This is a genomic window from Parasaccharibacter sp. TMW 2.1891 (genome assembly GCF_023337675.1).
GTDB lineage: Bacteria > Pseudomonadota > Alphaproteobacteria > Acetobacterales > Acetobacteraceae > Bombella > Bombella apis.
Genome location: NZ_QORT01000001.1, coordinates 640,942 through 657,215, shown reverse-complemented (window position 1 = coordinate 657,215; position 16,274 = coordinate 640,942). Strand labels below are relative to the sequence as shown.

The 16,274-nt window shown below is 63.3% G+C and carries 12 protein-coding genes; 7 read left to right on the top strand and 5 right to left on the bottom strand.

All coding sequences use genetic code 11. The features are described from left to right. Positions 1 to 4 precede the first annotated feature (4 nt). Positions 5 to 700 (bottom strand): Tim44/TimA family putative adaptor protein, encoded by a 696-nt coding sequence (locus DTJ15_RS02830; RefSeq protein ID WP_081563043.1) that lies wholly within the window; start codon positions 698 to 700, stop codon positions 5 to 7. Positions 701 to 976: 276 nt separating this feature from the next. On the opposite strand from DTJ15_RS02830, the gene secB reads away from it, so the two are divergent. Continuing rightward, entirely contained in the window at positions 977 to 1,495 is a 519-nt protein-coding gene (gene secB, locus DTJ15_RS02825) for a protein-export chaperone SecB (RefSeq protein WP_043560554.1), read from the top strand. Positions 1,496 to 1,564: 69 nt separating this feature from the next. Here the strand turns inward: secB and DTJ15_RS02820 are convergent, their stop codons facing one another. Both DTJ15_RS02820 and hemC read right to left on the bottom strand, forming a co-directional pair. Beyond that, the gene (locus tag DTJ15_RS02820; RefSeq protein ID WP_249109346.1) at positions 1,565 to 2,245 is read right to left on the bottom strand and encodes a uroporphyrinogen-III synthase; all 681 of its coding nucleotides are present in this window, start codon (positions 2,243 to 2,245) and stop codon (positions 1,565 to 1,567) included. A gap of 5 nt (positions 2,246 to 2,250) precedes the next feature. Next, entirely contained in the window at positions 2,251 to 3,300 is a 1,050-nt protein-coding gene (hemC, locus tag DTJ15_RS02815; protein ID WP_043560559.1) for a hydroxymethylbilane synthase, read from the bottom strand. Positions 3,301 to 3,369: 69 nt separating this feature from the next. Here hemC and tsaD point away from each other — a divergent pair, with 69 nt between their 5' ends. From tsaD to murJ, 4 genes are read left to right on the top strand one after another with little or no spacing between them, the layout of a single operon-like run. After that, positions 3,370 to 4,497, top strand: coding sequence for a tRNA (adenosine(37)-N6)-threonylcarbamoyltransferase complex transferase subunit TsaD (gene tsaD, locus DTJ15_RS02810; protein ID WP_154981572.1), 1,128 nt, complete (start codon positions 3,370 to 3,372; stop codon positions 4,495 to 4,497). Further along, a complete protein-coding gene (locus DTJ15_RS02805; protein ID WP_043560562.1) occupies positions 4,494 to 5,465 on the top strand; it encodes an NAD(P)H-dependent glycerol-3-phosphate dehydrogenase in 972 nt (323 codons plus the stop codon). Before tsaD ends, DTJ15_RS02805 begins: the two co-directional genes overlap by 4 nt. A gap of 8 nt (positions 5,466 to 5,473) precedes the next feature. After that, positions 5,474 to 5,971 carry a glutathione peroxidase gene (locus tag DTJ15_RS02800; protein ID WP_043560564.1) on the top strand — a complete coding sequence of 166 codons (498 nt, stop codon included), beginning with the start codon at positions 5,474 to 5,476 and terminating at the stop codon, positions 5,969 to 5,971. A 3-nt stretch (positions 5,972 to 5,974) separates the two neighbouring features. Next, on the top strand, positions 5,975 to 7,531 hold the full coding sequence (gene murJ, locus DTJ15_RS02795) for a murein biosynthesis integral membrane protein MurJ (RefSeq protein ID WP_043560565.1): 1,557 nt from the start codon (positions 5,975 to 5,977) through the stop codon (positions 7,529 to 7,531). Positions 7,532 to 7,549: 18 nt separating this feature from the next. Here the strand turns inward: murJ and DTJ15_RS02790 are convergent, their stop codons facing one another. Then, positions 7,550 to 8,017: a GAF domain-containing protein gene (locus DTJ15_RS02790; RefSeq protein WP_283162640.1), complete on the bottom strand. Its 468-nt coding sequence runs from the start codon at positions 8,015 to 8,017 to the stop codon at positions 7,550 to 7,552. 185 nt (positions 8,018 to 8,202) lie between these two features. Between DTJ15_RS02790 and mutS the strand changes: the two genes are divergently transcribed. Both mutS and DTJ15_RS02780 read left to right on the top strand, forming a co-directional pair. Next, complete coding sequence (mutS, locus tag DTJ15_RS02785; protein ID WP_249109345.1) at positions 8,203 to 10,920, top strand: DNA mismatch repair protein MutS; 2,718 nt, start codon at positions 8,203 to 8,205, stop codon at positions 10,918 to 10,920. Continuing rightward, positions 10,910 to 13,786: a [protein-PII] uridylyltransferase gene (locus DTJ15_RS02780; RefSeq protein ID WP_249109343.1), complete on the top strand. Its 2,877-nt coding sequence runs from the start codon at positions 10,910 to 10,912 to the stop codon at positions 13,784 to 13,786. The genes mutS and DTJ15_RS02780 overlap by 11 nt, the downstream gene beginning before the upstream one ends. Positions 13,787 to 13,832: 46 nt before the next feature. Here DTJ15_RS02780 and DTJ15_RS02775 read toward each other — a convergent pair whose 3' ends face one another. Then, positions 13,833 to 16,094 carry a TonB-dependent siderophore receptor gene (locus tag DTJ15_RS02775; RefSeq protein WP_249109342.1) on the bottom strand — a complete coding sequence of 754 codons (2,262 nt, stop codon included), beginning with the start codon at positions 16,092 to 16,094 and terminating at the stop codon, positions 13,833 to 13,835. Positions 16,095 to 16,274 lie beyond the last annotated feature (180 nt).

The following is a 16,274-nucleotide window of genomic DNA, read 5'->3' as shown; positions in this document are numbered from 1 at the left end:
AGCCTCAGTCCGCTTCTGTGGCAACCACCTTCCACTGGCCATTTTCGCCCTGTTCAAAGGTCCAGCGATCACGAAACTCCGTCAGGGCTTCCGTTCCCTCGACGAGCATCCCCTTCTCATCCCGGCAGTAGCTGACCTGCCACGACACGATGCGGACACCGAGACGGCAGGCACCACCCTCCCCATCTCCCGGATGCACGGATGCATAATCCAGCCGCTCGATCCGTCGCAGTTCCAGATGAACCTGCTCATGACGCTTCTTCCGCTCCTCCAGAACGTGACTGAACGTTTCCAGCACGGCGGGAGACAGAACCTTCTCCAGCGCAGGAAGATCAGCGCAGGCAAAGGCCTTGATGGTACGGGCGAAAATATCCTCAGCCTTCTTCAGGAAATATTCTGCCGAGAACCCGCTGACATCCGTTCCGACTCGGGCCAGAGCCTGTCCGAGCTGCGTATCCGCCTCCGGGAGCCTGTATTCCGTCGCTTTCTGCTCTCCGCCGACACGGCCGGGCAACGGCGGCGGCTTGGGGGCATCGGCCACGCCCCCCTCCTGCCGCTGGCCAACAGCACGGGCTGCCGGCATCTGTTCCTGCCGGATGGCCTGCGCCCCCATGCGGCGCCCCAGAACAAAAAACACGGCACTGCCCACGGCCACGGCCAGCAGAGCCCAAAAAACGATATCCCAGGGGAAATCCGTCATCTCAAGTCCCAATCATCACACCCGGAGCCGGCCTGCACGGCCCTCTCCTCATCATGCCCTAAAGGTAGGCCGCCCCGTCGGCAATCTCAAGAGTGACCACCCTCTCGCACCGCAGCAGCAAAAGAAGAACCGCATCTGCTTGGCCCCTTCTTCAAGACATGCTACCGCCATAAAAGACGTGCGTACGCAGGAGGCGGGCCCATCCCCCCGTCGGAAAGCGGCTTCATCCCTGCGGGCGCCCCATCTAGAGTTACGTTCACGCAAGGATGATCCCGAATGTCCGACAAGACAAACCCTGAGGCCCCGCAGGACAACACCCCTCCCTCCCTGCCGCTGGCCATCAACCTGCAATATACCAAGGATCTCTCCTTCGAAGTTCCCCGTGGTGCGTCAACCTTCACCTCCCTTCAGGCTCCGCCGCAGGTTGGCGTGAACATCGACGTGCAGGCGAACCGCATCGAAAAAGAACAGTCCATCTATGAGGTCACGCTGATCATCCGCACCGAGGCCACCGAGGCTCCGGCAGAAGGAAGCCAGACCCCCGGGCCAGTGGTGTTCATCACGGAGCTCGCCTATGCCGCCATCGTCACGCTGGACAACCCGCCGCAGGAAATCATTGAGCCGATCCTGCTGGTGGAAGTACCCCGCCTGATCTTCCCCTTCGCCCGGGCCATCATCAGTGATGTCACACGAGATGGCGGCTTCCCGCCGGTGGCTCTCCAGCCCATCGACTTTGCCGCTCTGTGGCAGGCCAAGCAGGAGCAGAATTTCCCCGAGCCGGAAGGCGAAGCCTGAAGCCGGAAAACACGCTGTGGCCAGACCACAACAAGGAAAGGCGGACCCAATGAGGGTTCGCCTTTTTTCTTATCCTCTTCCCAGCAGCCTCAGGGGAGGACCAACCTCAACCTGCCCCCACAGGCCGCTCTCCCTGACACGCCCGGCGATGGCCTGGGAGAGACAGATGGCCCTGCAATGGCCAAGCTGCCGGTACAGGTCCGGCGGGCACAGCTCCATGAACAGGGAAACCGTCTCACTGGAATAAAAAAGGACAGCACTCACCTCTTTGCTCGCCAAGGCGGTCCTTGCCGCCGCAGCAAGCTGTCTGACAGGCTGTACCTGATAGGCCTCAACACGCTGCGCCCCCAGATTGACCGCCAGATCGGCCCCGTAGGGCTGTCCATGCCGCCCCCGCCCGCAGGCCAGCACAAGGCCGGAGCCAGACAACCCTTTCTGACGGCAGAGCGTTTCCAGACCGGCCTGTGTCCCTGATGCCGCCTCGACACGCCGGAACCCCATCGCCACAGCCCGCTCCGCCGTACGGTGGCCCACTGTCAGCAGCAGCCTGTCACGGTCCTGATGGACCAGAAAAGGCAGGGCCTGACCGCTCGTTACCAGCAGAGCATGACAGGGCCGGTCCGCCATTGGCGGTTCCTGACGTATGGTCATGACAGGGCTGGCAACAGCCCGCCAGCCCTGCGCCTGCACGGCACCGACTGTCTCGCTCAGCCCCGGCTCAGGCCGGGTTACCAGCACAGTCTGACGCATGGTCGTTATGGCTGGACGATCTTCGCAAAGATGGCAGGCGGTGTATCCCGCCGCAGCTCACAGGCCAGCTCATAGCCCAGACGAGCCGCATCTTCCGGCAGTCCTTCAGTTTCCCGGCGCAGCAGGAAGGTGCCATCTTCGCTGGCCACGAGGCCGGAAAGATGAAGCCGCCCTTCCTTCAGCTGGGCATAACCGCCAATCGGAGTCCGGCAGGAGCCATCAAGTTCCGCCAGCAGGGCACGTTCCGCCGTGGCCACGGCACGGGCCTCCGGGTCCTCAATGGCGGAAAGCAGCTCCCTCAGCTCATGGTCGCTCTCCCGTACCGTCACGCCCACGATGCCCTGCCCGGAGGCCGGAAGCATCACCTCGGGGGAGAGCGGCACGTCGATGCGGTCTTCCATGCCGAGGCGTTTCAGCCCGGCGTAGGCCAGCAGCGTCGCATCGCACTGTCCTGCCCCCAGCTTGTCCAGCCGGGTCTGCACATTGCCCCGCAGCAGGGTGAAGCGGAGGTCCGGCCGGACATGAAGCATCTGCGCCTGGCGGCGGACAGACGCACAGCCCACGAGTGCTCCTTCTGGCAGACAGTCGAACGGCCTTTCAGGATCAACCGTCACGCCCCGTTTGCGCAGCATCAGCACATCACGGGCATCCTCACGCTTCATCGTGCAGGCCAGCACCAGTCCCGGCGGCAGGTGGGTCTCAAGGTCCTTGAGGCTGTGGACGGCAAAATCGATCCCGCCCACGGCCAGAAGTTCATGAATCTCTTTGGAGAACAGCCCCTTCCCACCGATCTCGGCCAGACGGTCCTTGAGGTTCAGGTCCCCGGAGGTCTGCATCTGCTCTTCCTTGAAGGCCCCCATGTCCCGCAGAACGGGACAGAAACGGGTCAGCCGGGTCAGGAAGTGCCGCGTCTGCACCAGTGCCAGCGGGGACGCCCGTGTCCCGACCCGCAGGGGAAGTTTGCGCCGGTCCGGTGGAGCCTGCGCATGGGAGCGGCGAGCCGCTTCGGCAGCAATTTTCTGAAGTGCTGCGGAGGAAAAGTTTGAAGCATTCATGGTGTTCCCTCCATAACCGATTCTGGAAGGGGTGTCATGCTCCGAAGAATCCGCCATAATGAACCAATCATGTCTGACATTTCCCACCTGACGCCGCTTCTGGCCATCGAGACCTCATGCGATGACACCGCCTGCGCCATTCTGGACGCCCACGGAGCCCTGCTCGGGGAAAGCGTCCTCTCGCAGGAGGATCATGCTGCCCTGGGCGGTGTCGTGCCGGAGCTGGCCGCCCGTGCCCACCTGAAGGCCCTGCCGGAACTGGTGGAGCTGACCCTCCAGCGGGCCGGACTGGAGCTGGAGGACATCGCCCTTTTTGCCGCCACGACCGGCCCCGGCCTGATTGGCGGGCTGATTGTTGGCAGTTCCTACGCCAAGGGGCTGGCCATGGCCTGCGGGAAGCCTTTCATGGGCATCAACCATATCGAAGGCCACATCCTGACCCCCCGCCTGCCTGCGGCCCTGCGGCCGGATGAAACGGCCCCGGCTTTCCCCTATCTCGCCCTGCTCGTCTCTGGCGGGCACTGCCAGTGCATCACCGTGGAGGATACCGGCCAGTATCGCCGCCTTGGAGGCACGATTGACGATTCCGCCGGGGAAGCCTTCGACAAGGTGGCCAAGATGCTGGGACTGGGCTGGCCCGGCGGCCCGGCACTGGAGAAGCTCGCCAGAGAAGGCGACCCGCAGGCCTACAGCCTGCCTCGCCCGCTGAAAGGCCGCCCCGGCTGCGATTTTTCCTTCTCCGGCCTCAAGACGGCCGTCGCCCGCCACATCGAACCATACGGACGTGAGGCCCTGCCCCGGCAGGTGGCCGCCGACCTCGCCGCCTCCTTCCAGCAGGCCGTGACGGACGTGATGGCGGACCGCATCCTCAATGCTCTGGCTCTGGCACCGCAGGTCACCTCACTCGTGGTGGCCGGTGGCGTGGCGGCCAACAGCGTGCTGCGCCAGAGGCTGGAAAAAATTGCCAGCCAGCACGGGATCACCTTCCTTGCGCCCCCGCTACGTCTCTGCACCGACAATGCCGCCATGATCGGCTGGGCTGCGCTGGAACGGCTGAAACAGGGTGAGGTGCCGGACGACATCACCCTGGCCCCCCGCCCCCGCTGGCCGCTGAGTGAACGCCAGCCCTACCGGCCACAGGCCACACAGGAAACGTCCTCCACCGGACACAGCTCTCTGATGGAACCATCCGCATGACCGTCCAGCCACATATTGCCGTCATCGGTGCCGGAGCATGGGGCATTGCTCTGGCCTGCACCCTCTCCCACATCGCCCGGATCACCCTCTGGACACGCACTCCCGTTCCGGCAGGCATCCGTGCCCTGCCGCACCTGCCACAGGTCACCCTGCCAGAGGCCGTCACCGTCACCAGCGACCTGCCGACGGAAGCCGACATCGTGGTGCTTGTTGTCCCCACGCAGGGGCTGCGGGATGTCACCATGGCCCTCCAGAAGCATCTGAAGCCTGACGTGCCGGTCATCACATGCTGCAAGGGGATGGAGCGGGGCACCTTCCTGCTCCCTCTCCAGATCGTGGAGCAGACCATGCCCGGCCGACCGGCTGCCGTTCTCTCCGGCCCCAACTTCGCCATCGAGGTGGCCCGGGGCATGCCCGCCGCAGCCACGCTGGCCGCGCATGATCTCGCCTTCGTCACGGCGCTGACCGAACGCCTCACCACCCCCACCCTGCGCCTCTATGCCAGCACGGACCCGCTGGGCGTGCAGATCGCCGGGGCGGCCAAGAATGTCATCGCCATCGGGGCGGGCATCAGTGTCGGTGCCGGGATGGGTGAAAATGCCAGAGCCGCCATCATCACCCGTGCGCTGGCCGAAACGGCCCGCCTTGTCGATGCCATGGGGGGGCAGGGCCGTACCATGTACGGCCTGGCCGGAATGGGCGACCTGATCCTGACCGCCACGGGGGCTGGATCCCGCAATTACAGCCTGGGCGTGGCCATGGGGAAAGGCGAGAACATACAGGACATCCTCGCCCAGCGTGACACGGTGGCCGAGGGCGTTCTGACAGCCCCGACATTGCAGGAGCTTGGCCAGCGTTTCGGCATCGAAACCCCCATCATCAATGTCATCACCCGTCTCCTGTCCGGGGAGCTGACCCCCCATCAGGCCCGTGACGAGCTGCTGGACCGCCCCACCCGTTTTGAATAGGCCCCATCATGACCAGCTTTTATGATTTCCGGCTCCCCGCCCTTGAAGGCGGCGAGATTGACCTCTCCCAGTGGCGGGGCCGCCCCGTACTGGTCGTCAACACAGCCTCCGAATGTGGCTTCACCAAACAGTATGAGGGCCTCCAGACCCTGTGGCGTGACATGGGACATTCCACGCCGGATGGCCTCATCGTGCTTGGCGTGCCCAGCAATGATTTCGGCAGACAGGAGCCGGGGACATCGGAGCAGATCAGCCAGTTCTGCCAGCGTCGTTATGGCGTGAGCTTCCCTCTGGCGGCACGCTCCGTCGTCCGGGGAACGGAAGCCATTCCGCTGTTCCGCTGGCTGGCGAAGGAAGGAGGCTTCCTCTCCCTGCCCCGCTGGAATTTCTACAAATATCTCATCGACCGTCAGGGAAAGCTGCACCGCTGGTTCACTCCGCTGACAGACCCCCAGGCCCCCCGCCTGCTGGAGGAGATCCGCCGGGTAAGCCGGAAACACGCCTGAACGATGCTGCGTCACCTTCTCACCGTTGGCAGCTGGACCATGCTGTCCCGCCTGCTGGGGCTGGTGCGGGACCAGCTTCTGGCCATGTTTCTGGGAGCCGGCCCCGTGCAGGATGCGTACCAGATCGCCTTCCGCCTGCCCAACATGTTCCGCCGCCTCTTCGGAGAAGGGGCCCTGAACGCCGCTTTCGTTCCGCTTTTCACATCCCGTTATGAGAAGGAAGGCCCACCGGCTGCCCTTCTGCTGGCCGGGCAGGCCTTCTCCCTCCTGCTGCTCTGGCTGAGCCTGCTGACCATTCTGGCAGAAATCTTCATGCCGTGGGTGATCGACCTCATCGCCCCCGGCTTCCGCTCCCACGGCACGGGCCGTTTCGCCATCGCCGTGCAGCTCACCCGCATCACCATGCCCTATACGGTGCTGATCTGCGGGGCAGCCCTGGTCGCCGGCATCCTCAATGCCCGCAACCATTTCGCAGCCGCCTCGGCGGCGTACATTTCCTTCAACATCGTCGGGATCGCCGCCATTCTTGTGGGGGCCTTCTGGGGGCACCAGCATGTCGCCCCGACCAGCGCATGGGGCATCACCCTCTCCGGTATCGCCCAGCTTGCCGGGCTGCTCTGGGCAGCCCGAAAGGCCGGAATGACGGTGCCACTGGTCCGCCCGGCGCTGTCGCCCGACATCCGGCTGCTACTCCGCCGGATGCTGCCGGGGCTGGTCGGCTCCGGCGTCACGCAGATCAACCTGACCATCGACACCATCATCGCCACCCTGCTGCCAACAGGCTCCATCTCGTGGCTCTATTTTGCAGACCGGGTCAACCAGCTTCCTCTTGGCGTGCTGGGGGCGGCCCTCGGCACGACGCTGCTGCCGCTCTTCACCCGTCATGTCGCTGCCAATGACCGCTCTGCCCTCCAGACCAGCCTGAACCAGGCCCTGAACTACGCCCTGCTGCTCAGCCTCCCCGCCATGATCGGCCTGTTCAGCCTGGCACCGGAGATCATGGCCACCCTGTTCGGCTATGGGCATTTCACACCCCATGACGTGCAGAATTCCGCCGCAGCCCTCCGCATGTATGCGCTCGGGCTGCCCGCCTTCATCATCATCAAGCTGCTGGCTCCGGCCTTCTTTGCCGAAGGCGACACCACGACACCGGTTCGCATCGGCTTCGTCACGATGGGGATCAATCTGGCCCTCAACCTGCTGCTGTACCGCACGCTGGCCCATCTGGCTCCACCACTGGCCAGCACGCTGGCCGCCATCGTCAACATGGGGGCACTGGCCCTGCTGCTCTGGAGACGGGACTCGTTCCGCCCCACCGTCACGAGCCTGTCACGGGCCATCCGCATCATGGTGGCCGCTCTCATCATGGGCGTCTGGGCCTGGGGCTGTGCCCGCTTTCTGACCACCGGCCTGCCGGAATGGCACGCCCTGCCCCGACTCTGCGCCCTGATCATCCTGATCGGCAGCAGCGCCGCACTTTATGGCGGGCTGCTCGTGGCCCTGCGGGTGCTGGGACTGGAGGAACTCCGTACCCGCCTGCTCCGGCGTTTCAGGCGCTAGGCAGGCGGAAAAAGAATTTCAGAGATGCGATTCCAGAAGCCGGACAAGGGCTTCCAGCTGTGCCTGATCTTCTGCCGAAAAGCGATTCTTCACGGGACTGTCGATGTCCAGCACGCCATGCACTTCCCCACCCTTCATGATGGGCAGGACAATCTCCGATTCCGAGGCTCCATCACAGGCGATGTGACCGGGGAAGGCATGAACATCCGCCACACGCTGCACGGCCCGCTCGGCCACGGCAGCCCCGCAGACGCCCCGGCCCACGGCGATCCTCGTGCAGGCCACCCGGCCCTGGAACGGACCAAGGACCAGCTCACCACCTTTCATCAGGTAAAAACCGACCCAGTTGACCTGCGCCATCGCCTCGAACAGCAGGGCAGCAATATTGGCCAGATTGGCGATTTCGTCCCGTTCGGCTTCCAGCAGTCCCTGAGCCATCGGGAGAACATCTTCAAAAACAACATGATTTTCCGGTGCAGTACTCATGAGGCCACCATGCCGCCCCGGGGCAGGTTGTGGCAAGGGAAACCACTCTACCCTGCCCTGCCATCATGACTCTGGCCTTCCCCTCACCATTTCATGATAATAAGAAGCATCGCATCTCAACTTAACCTTCTATTAATCTTCATGGGCTGCCCAGCCACGACAAAGCGGTGAGGTCTTTTTTCTGCATGGTCGACCAGAAACCATCCGTCCCTCCCATTCCCCCGCAGGTAACGGGGAAGGTCACGCCGACCATGGAGCAGTGGTTCACCCTGAAAAAGCAGGAACCTGATGCCCTGCTCTTCTTCCGCATGGGAGACTTCTACGAGCTTTTCTTTGGCGATGCCCATGCGGCCGCCCTTGCGCTGGACATCACCCTCACCCACCGGGGAACTCATGATGAGGAACCCATCCCCATGTGTGGCGTGCCCGTGGGCACGGCGCAGGTCTACCTCTCCCGGCTCATCCGCCGGGGCTTCCGGGTGGCCGTGGCCGAACAGACGGAAATCCCCCGCAAGGGCCAGAAAGGCCCGCTCCGCCGGGAGATCGTCCGTGTCATCACGCCCGGTACCCTGACGGAAGATGAGCTGCTGGAAGCCGGACGGGCCAACACGCTCCTGGCCATCGTCGCCCCGGACAGACGCCGCAGGCACTGCCTCGGGGCGGCCTGGATCGACATTTCCACCGGTACGCTGGAACTGCTCCGGCTGGAGGCAGACACCCTGGCCGAGCTGCTGGCCCGCCTCTCCCCCTCGGAAATTCTCTCCGACCCGGCCCTGATCCCGGCGGACCATGCCGGAATCATCACCCCCTCCACGGCCGCCCCCAGCCGGGAGGCCGCAGAACGCACCGTGACAGACGCCTATCAGGTCGCCCAGATGGATGCGCTGGGGGATTTCCGGGATGAACAGATCATCGCCTGTGCCGTGCTGCTGGACTATGTCCGCCGCAGCCAGGCGGGCAGGCTGCCCCGGCTGGCCCCTCCCATCGACCACGGGCTGGACAGCATCATGGGGCTGGACCCGGCCACCCGCAGCAGTCTCGACATTCTCCAGTCCCGGGATGGCGGCAGCAGGCACACGCTCTTCACCAGTGTCAATCAGACAGCCACAGCGGCCGGTACCCGCCTTCTGTCCCACTGGGTCAGCACCCCCAGCACGGACCTCACCCTCATCACGCAACGGCAGGAGGGCTGGAGCTGGCTTCACCAGCATCCCCAGCCCACGGGAACATTGCGGGACATCCTCCGGCAGGCTCCCGATTCCGCCCGTGCCCTGGGGCGCATCTCCAGCGGCCGTCCCCTGCCACGGGACCTTGCCGCCATCCGGGACACGCTCCGGGCAGCGGATCAGATCACCGGGATACTCGGCGGACTGACAGAAACCGGCATGCCCGAGCGCATCCGCCATGTCGGAGCCAGCCTGTACGGGCGGGCCGACGCCCTGCTGGAACGGCTTGAGGCCGCCCTAAATGCCGAACTGCCCGTCAAGATCGAGGATGGTGGGGTCATCGCTCCCGGCTTTGATGCCGAGCTGGACCGCCAGCGGGACCTGCGGGACAACAGCCGCCGCCTGATCGCCCAGCTGCAGGTCCGCCTGTCGGAAGACTATGAGATTTCCAGCCTGCGCATCCGCCATCACAACCAGCTCGGCTACGTCATCGAGGTTCCTGCGGCGGCAGGCCGGAAGCTGCGCCAGCATGAGGGGCTGAGCCTGCGGCAGGGCACGGCGAGTCTCGCCCGCTTCTCCAATGAAGAACTCTCCTCGCTCAACCAGGCCATTCTGGAAGCATCGGAAAAGGCTGACGAGCTGGAACGTCACCTCTTTGCCGACCTGGCCCAGCACTGCCTCAACACCCCTGCCCTTGATGATGTCGGCCGTGCCCTGGCCGAGCTGGATGCGCTGATCTCCTGCGCCCGCATCATGGACCGTGGCACATGGTGCCGCCCCACCATGACGGACGGGCAAGACTTCACGCTCCGTTCCTGCCGTCACCCCGTGGTGGAAGCCGCCCTGCACGATCAGGCCGCCCATGACACGGCCTTCATCGCCAATGACTGCACCCTGCCACCGGAAAAACACGCCATCCTGCTGACAGGCCCCAACATGGCCGGGAAATCGACCTTCCTGCGGCAGAACGCCCTGGCCGTCATTCTGGCACAGGCCGGGCTGCCCGTCCCGGCACAGGAGGCAACGATCGGCATCGTGGACCGGCTCTTCTCCCGTGTGGGGGCGGCCGACGATCTGGCCCGTGGGCGTTCCACCTTCATGGTGGAAATGACGGAGACCGCCGCCATCCTCAATCAGGCGGGACCACGCTCCCTTGTCGTGGTGGATGAGATCGGGCGGGGCACCTCGACGCTGGATGGCCTCTCCATCGCCTGGGCCACGCTGGAGGCCCTGCACTCCCAGCTGCGCTGCCGCACCATCTTCGCCACGCACTTTCATGAGCTCGGTGCCCTGCTGGAAACCCTCCCCCGGCTGGCCGCCTGCACCATGGCCGTGCGGGAATGGAAGGGGCATGTCGTCTTCCAGCACGAGGTCCGGCCCGGGCTGGCCCAGAAAAGCTGGGGCCTGCATGTGGCAAAGCTGGCGGGCATTCCAGCTTCCGTCCTCCAGCGGGCACGGGTCCTGCTGGCACGCCTCGAGGGCGAACGGGGACAGACCCGCCAGCCTGCCAGCCTGCCCCTGTTTGAACAGGCCGCCATGGAAACCCCTCCACCGGATGCCCCCCTGCCCACTGGCCATACCTCCACCGACGGACTGGCCACCCTCCATGCCCTGCGTGACGAACTGGCAGGGCTGGACCCGGACTCCCTCTCCCCCCGGGAGGCCCATTCAGCCCTCTATCAGCTGAAAAGCCTGATGGATGGCCTTGCCAAAAAGGATGTTGCGGATGCAGAATGACGCAACGGGTACCCTGCAAAACCTGCCAGAGCCTGCCGCCAACAAGAGAGCTGTCATGTCTGCTCCCCTCACCTCCACCCCTCCATCACACATGAGCCAGGCCTGGCAGCCCGTCGTGCCCCGCCAGGAAGCCCTGGAACGGCTGAGAACAGAACTCGGCCTGCAACGGGAGCGTATCCGCCAGCAGTTTGAAAAACGGGAAACGAGCGGTGTGGAAACAGCCCGCAACCTCGCCCTGCTGATGGACCATGTCATTGCAGAACTGGCCCGCCATGCCGGGCTGCCCTCTGCCCCACAGGAAGATGGAACAGGTGAGGCCTTCTGCCTCTGTGCCACGGGCGGACATGGTGCGGGGCTGCTGGCCCCCTTCAGTGATGTGGACCTGCTCTTCCTGACCGAGGCCCCTCCCTCTGCGAACCTCATCAAAGCCATCGAGTACATCCTCTATACACTGTGGGACCTCGGGCTGCGGGTCGGCCATGCCACACGCACCATCGACAGTGCCATGGAGATGGCCAGAACAGACCAGACCTCCTGCACGACCCTGCTGGACATACGCCCTCTCCACGGACAGAAATCACTCGTCCTGGCTCTCCAGGAAAAGCTGGAAGCCTATCTGAAAGGCCCTGCACTGGAGCGCTTCGTCCTCCAGGCCATCACCCAGCGGGAGGAGCGGCACCAGAGGTTTGGTGATACACCCTATCTGGTCGAGCCACACATCAAGGAAGGCAAAGGCGGGCTGCGGGACCTTCAGGTCCTGAACTGGATTGGCTATGCCGTGCTGGGAAATGGTCTTTCAATAAAATCCAACCTCCAGCGTGCCCAGGGGCTGGCCCCGGCCTGTACCCTGCTCGGCCTGCTGACACAACGGGAAATATCCCGTACCCGCAGCCTCTGGAACTTCCTCTGGACGGTGCGGCTCAACCTTCATTACATCACCGGCCGGAATGAAGAACGTCTGACATTTGATGTCCAGCCCATTATCGGGGCCAGGATGCGCTATGGCAATCATGGTCATCAGCGAGGGGTGGAGCGCTTCATGCGCCACCATTTCCTCATGGCCCGGGCCGTGATGCGGCTGACCCATGTCTTCCAGCCTGCCATCCTTCTGCACCTGCGCAACCAGCTCCAGCAGCGCCCCCCGCGGGTGGAACCGGGGCCAGACGGATTCCAGCGCATTGATGGCTGCCTCAGTTTCCCCAACCCGCTAGCCCTTGTCCGGGAACCTGTGACCGTCCTGCGTTTTCTGGACTGTGCACGCCGCCATCAACTGGCTCTGCACCCTGCTGCCATACAGCATATCATCCGTTTTGAACGGCACAGCGCCTTCCTCCGCCATGATGATGAGGCCTCCGCCCTCTTCATCAGGCTGCTCTGCGAACCGGCTGCTGAACTTCCGACACCAGGCACAGCTACTGTACCGGAGCAATATCCCGAGCAGTGGCAGGACCGCCTCTTCTGGCTGCCACTGCTCAACGAGACGGGCATCCTCTCCCATCTCCTGCCTGGCTGGTCCCGCATCCTCGGTCGGACGCAGTTTGATGGCTATCACATCCATACCGTGGATGCCCATACGATCGAAGCCATCCGTATCCTGCGGATGATTGAGCAGAACCGCATGGCAGACGAGCTGCCGCTGGCCTACAGGCTGGCCCGTACCATGACACAACGGCCCCTGCTCTATCTTGCCACGCTGATGCATGACATCGGCAAGGGCCGGGGCGGCAACCACTCCGAGATCGGGGCCGAAATCGCCACACATATCTGCCAGCAGCTTGGTCTCTCCGCCAGCGACACAGATACGGTCTCATGGCTGGTGCTCCACCACCTGCTGCTGTCCCGCACGGCTTTCAGCCGGGACATTGATGACCCCCAGACCATTCTGGACCTCGCTGACACCATCCAGTCCCCCAAGCGGCTGCGGATGCTGCTCCTGCTCAGCATTGCCGACATCCGGGCCGTTGGCCCACGGGCATGGAACGCATGGAAGGCCACCCTGCTGGGCCGCCTCTATACCCGCATAGCCGATGTGCTGGAAGGCGGCCTGCAGGCCCGGGAAGATGATGAACGGGTGGAACACAACAAGGCCTTCGTCCGGCAGGAGCTGATGGACAAAGACATGGCCCCCGCAGACATCGCCTCCTTCATGAAGCTTGGCAGCCCCGGCTACTGGCTGAGCTTCGACCCGCAGAGCCATGTCCGCCATGCCGGATTGATCAGCCAACACCGTGAGGACGGGCGTGACAACGCCATCATCATGGACATCGTCCCCCTCCCGAGCCGGGGAATCACGGAGCTGACCGTCTTCTGCAAGGACAAGCCGGGCCTCTTCTCCCGCATCACGGGGGCACTGGCCCTCTGCGGGGCCACCATCGCCGATGCCCGCATCCATACGCTCCACAATGGCATGGTGCTGGACACGTTCTGGTTCCAGACCCCTCACGGCGAGGCTTTTCTGGAGCCGGAACATGTAGAACGCCTGCGTGAGACAATCACGCAGGTCATGGAAGGGGACGTCAATCTGGACGAGACACTCAGTGCCGCCAGCTTCCCCCTCGTCCGGCGGCTGGAAGCCCTTCCCATTCCCTCCCGTGTTCTCATCGACAATGATGCGTCAGAAAATCACAGCATCGTCGAGGTCAACGGGCGGGACAGACCGGCCCTGCTGTACAACATCACCGCCACGCTCAGCCGCCTGAAGCTGCACATTTCTTCCGCCCATATCATGACCTACGGGCTGCGGGCCGTGGACGTATTCTATGTGACGGATGCGGAAGGTCACAAGCTGGCAACGCCAGAGCAGGAAGAGGCCCTTCAGACGGCCCTGCTGGAAACGCTCCGCCACACGGAGGCGGACATCTCCTGACGGGAACAGGACCGTGCCTGCATGGCATGGCCCCGTCCAGTTCGACTCACATGTCGGTCGAGAAAGACGCCTTGAAGGTCCGTGGCAGCCCCTGGGTCAGATAACCGTTCACGCTGCTGAACGCCGTGTAGGATGAAGCCCAGTAATGGCTGTTGGTGAGATTTTCCACACCAAAACGGAAGGTCATCGGGCGTTTCGGTGTCATCATGAAGGTGTAGCGGGCTCCGAGATCGTAGGTCGTCCAGTTCGGAATCCGCAGGGAGTTCTGGACATTGACCCACTGATGGCCCGTATGGGTGACACGCCCCGTCAGGGTCAGTCCCTTCACGAAAGGAATGTCATACTCCAGATTCCCGTTGATCGTATAACCGGGAATGCCGACAGCCCTGTTGCCGACATAGTCCCCCTTGACCTGCTTGGCCTGGATGAGGGCACTGCCCCCGTTGAAGCGCAGCCCGTGAATGATCTCACCATTGACGTTCAGCTCGATGCCCTGATTGCGCTGCCTGCCACTGGCCTTGAATATCTGTTCCGTCCCATAATCCTCGACCAGCCCTGTCGGCCGGTCCAACCGGTAGAAGGCCAGGGACGCGCTGAAGCGGCCAATGTCATATTTCCCGCCAACTTCATACTGGACGGTCCGTGTGGGTGACAGGAACTGCTGCGCATTGACCAGATTGGGATAGAGGGAACTCCGTGCCGGGGCCTGAAGCCCCTGGTTAAGCCCCTCCACCCGGTTGAAATAGAGAGAAGCATGGCGGGCCACATGCACCACCAGCCCGACCACAGGCGTGATGGCATCCCGGGAATAATGGGTCGGCGTGTACTGGTAGCTGTTCTGGAGAATATGCTGGTACCGGAAGCCTCCCGTCAGGGCGATGCGGTCGTGCCAGAAAGACATCGTATCCGAGAAGAACAGGCTGTAAAGCTGCGTCTTCGTGGCTGGCGTTGCCGAAACGTGATGGACCGACGCCGGCTTGGCCTGGACCCCGGGAGCATACAGGCTCGTATCGCCGACCATTCCGCCCGCATAGCCCGTGGAGGCCTCCGACCACAGGGCCGACCCACCGGCATTGACCTCATGCTTCAGGAAACCTGTCCTGAAATGCGCCCGCACGCCACCCCGGGTGCTTTCATTGGTCTGCTGGTAGGGGACGTAGGACCCGTATCCGAAGCCGGTGCCCTTCAGCCCGTCCGAGACATAGACCGTATCGTAATTGCCTTCCTCATGGCCTGTCATGCCCCCGAACGTGCCATAAAGCATGACATGGCTGTTCAGGTCATGCTCGACATTGAGCAGCCCGAACACATAGTGCATGTCCTCATAGCTCCAGCCCTGGCTCCAGTTGCGCCCCGGTCTCGTGGGTCTGGGAACGGCCGTCAGACCGGAATTCAGCACCACGGACCCCCGCCCCTGCTGGACGTTCTGGTTCTGGTAGTTGATGTCGAGGCTGATCCGGGTGTCGTCATTGTGCCAGTCCGTATCCAGGCCCAGCGCAACGGAATGACGCCGCTCACCAGAAATGGAGGTCTGGCCATCCATGCCCGCCGCATTGAAACGGATGCCGAACTGGTCATTCCTGCCAAAGCGGCGCCCCACATCCAGACTGCCGCCGCCCTGCCCCCTGCTGGTGTAGTCGCCCGTCAGACGAGCGAGCGGTTCGCTCCCCGCATGTTTGAACTGGAGGTTGATGTTGCCACCGACCGACGTTCCCCCCGGAGCGGCCCCGTTGATGAAGGCACTTGCCCCATTCAGCACCTGCACCGAATCATAGAGCTGGGGAGAGATCAGCTGGCGGGGGCTGATTCCATACAGGCCGTTGATGGCCACATCATCCCCATAAACCGGCATCCCCCGGATGATGAACGTCTCCGAGAAATTGCCAAAACCATAGGTCGTCCGCACGGACGGGTCGTTCTGAAGCACCTGCCCCAGTGTCTGGGACTGCTGGTTCAGGATCATGCTGGACGTATAGCTGCGCAGGTTGAAGGGCAGGTCCAGCCCCTTCTTGTTGCCCAGCACGCCGGCCTGCCCGCCCAGCTTCACCTCCATCTGCTCCCGCCGCCGTGCCTTGACGAGGATGGTTTCCACCGGGGGTGCGTCCGCCTGCTGACGGTCCTTTCCGACGCTCTTCTTCCTGATGTCAACCTTGCCGTCCGGCTGGCCGGACCGTGCCATCTGGCCCTTTGCTGTCTGTTCTCTGCCCTCATCTCCGGCAGCCCAGACGGGATGCCCCGTCAGCATGCTGCCTGCCAGAAGGCACCAGAGAGTGACGGTTCTGCGGGAAAAACGGAAAGGAATAACCATGCGTGCCCATCCTGAACTGTGAAACTGAATGAGTGCCGCTTTATATGTTAACGATAATTATTCTCAACTTTTTTTCATAAAAAAACCTTTTTTCTCTTACCGTTTTTTACACCCCTGTCATTTTTGCGTCCTGCCCCATTTACAGAACTGCCAAAACCTCGTAATAAATGAGAATCATTC

Excerpts from the sequence above, each read along its gene's own strand:
- murJ (WP_043560565.1), top strand. The coding sequence starts at position 5,975 with ATGCTGCGTCACCTTCTCACCGTTGGCAGCTGGACCATGCTGTCCCGC.
- DTJ15_RS02805 (WP_043560562.1), top strand. The coding sequence starts at position 4,494 with ATGACCGTCCAGCCACATATTGCCGTCATCGGTGCCGGAGCATGGGGC.
- DTJ15_RS02800 (WP_043560564.1), top strand. The coding sequence starts at position 5,474 with ATGACCAGCTTTTATGATTTCCGGCTCCCCGCCCTTGAAGGCGGCGAG.
- DTJ15_RS02790 (WP_283162640.1), bottom strand. The coding sequence starts at position 8,017 with ATGAGTACTGCACCGGAAAATCATGTTGTTTTTGAAGATGTTCTCCCG.
- DTJ15_RS02775 (WP_249109342.1), bottom strand. The coding sequence starts at position 16,094 with ATGGTTATTCCTTTCCGTTTTTCCCGCAGAACCGTCACTCTCTGGTGC.
- DTJ15_RS02830 (WP_081563043.1), bottom strand. The coding sequence starts at position 700 with ATGACGGATTTCCCCTGGGATATCGTTTTTTGGGCTCTGCTGGCCGTG.
- mutS (WP_249109345.1), top strand. The coding sequence starts at position 8,203 with ATGGTCGACCAGAAACCATCCGTCCCTCCCATTCCCCCGCAGGTAACG.
- DTJ15_RS02820 (WP_249109346.1), bottom strand. The coding sequence starts at position 2,245 with ATGCGTCAGACTGTGCTGGTAACCCGGCCTGAGCCGGGGCTGAGCGAG.
- hemC (WP_043560559.1), bottom strand. The coding sequence starts at position 3,300 with ATGAATGCTTCAAACTTTTCCTCCGCAGCACTTCAGAAAATTGCTGCC.
- DTJ15_RS02780 (WP_249109343.1), top strand. The coding sequence starts at position 10,910 with ATGCAGAATGACGCAACGGGTACCCTGCAAAACCTGCCAGAGCCTGCC.
- secB (WP_043560554.1), top strand. The coding sequence starts at position 977 with ATGTCCGACAAGACAAACCCTGAGGCCCCGCAGGACAACACCCCTCCC.
- tsaD (WP_154981572.1), top strand. The coding sequence starts at position 3,370 with ATGTCTGACATTTCCCACCTGACGCCGCTTCTGGCCATCGAGACCTCA.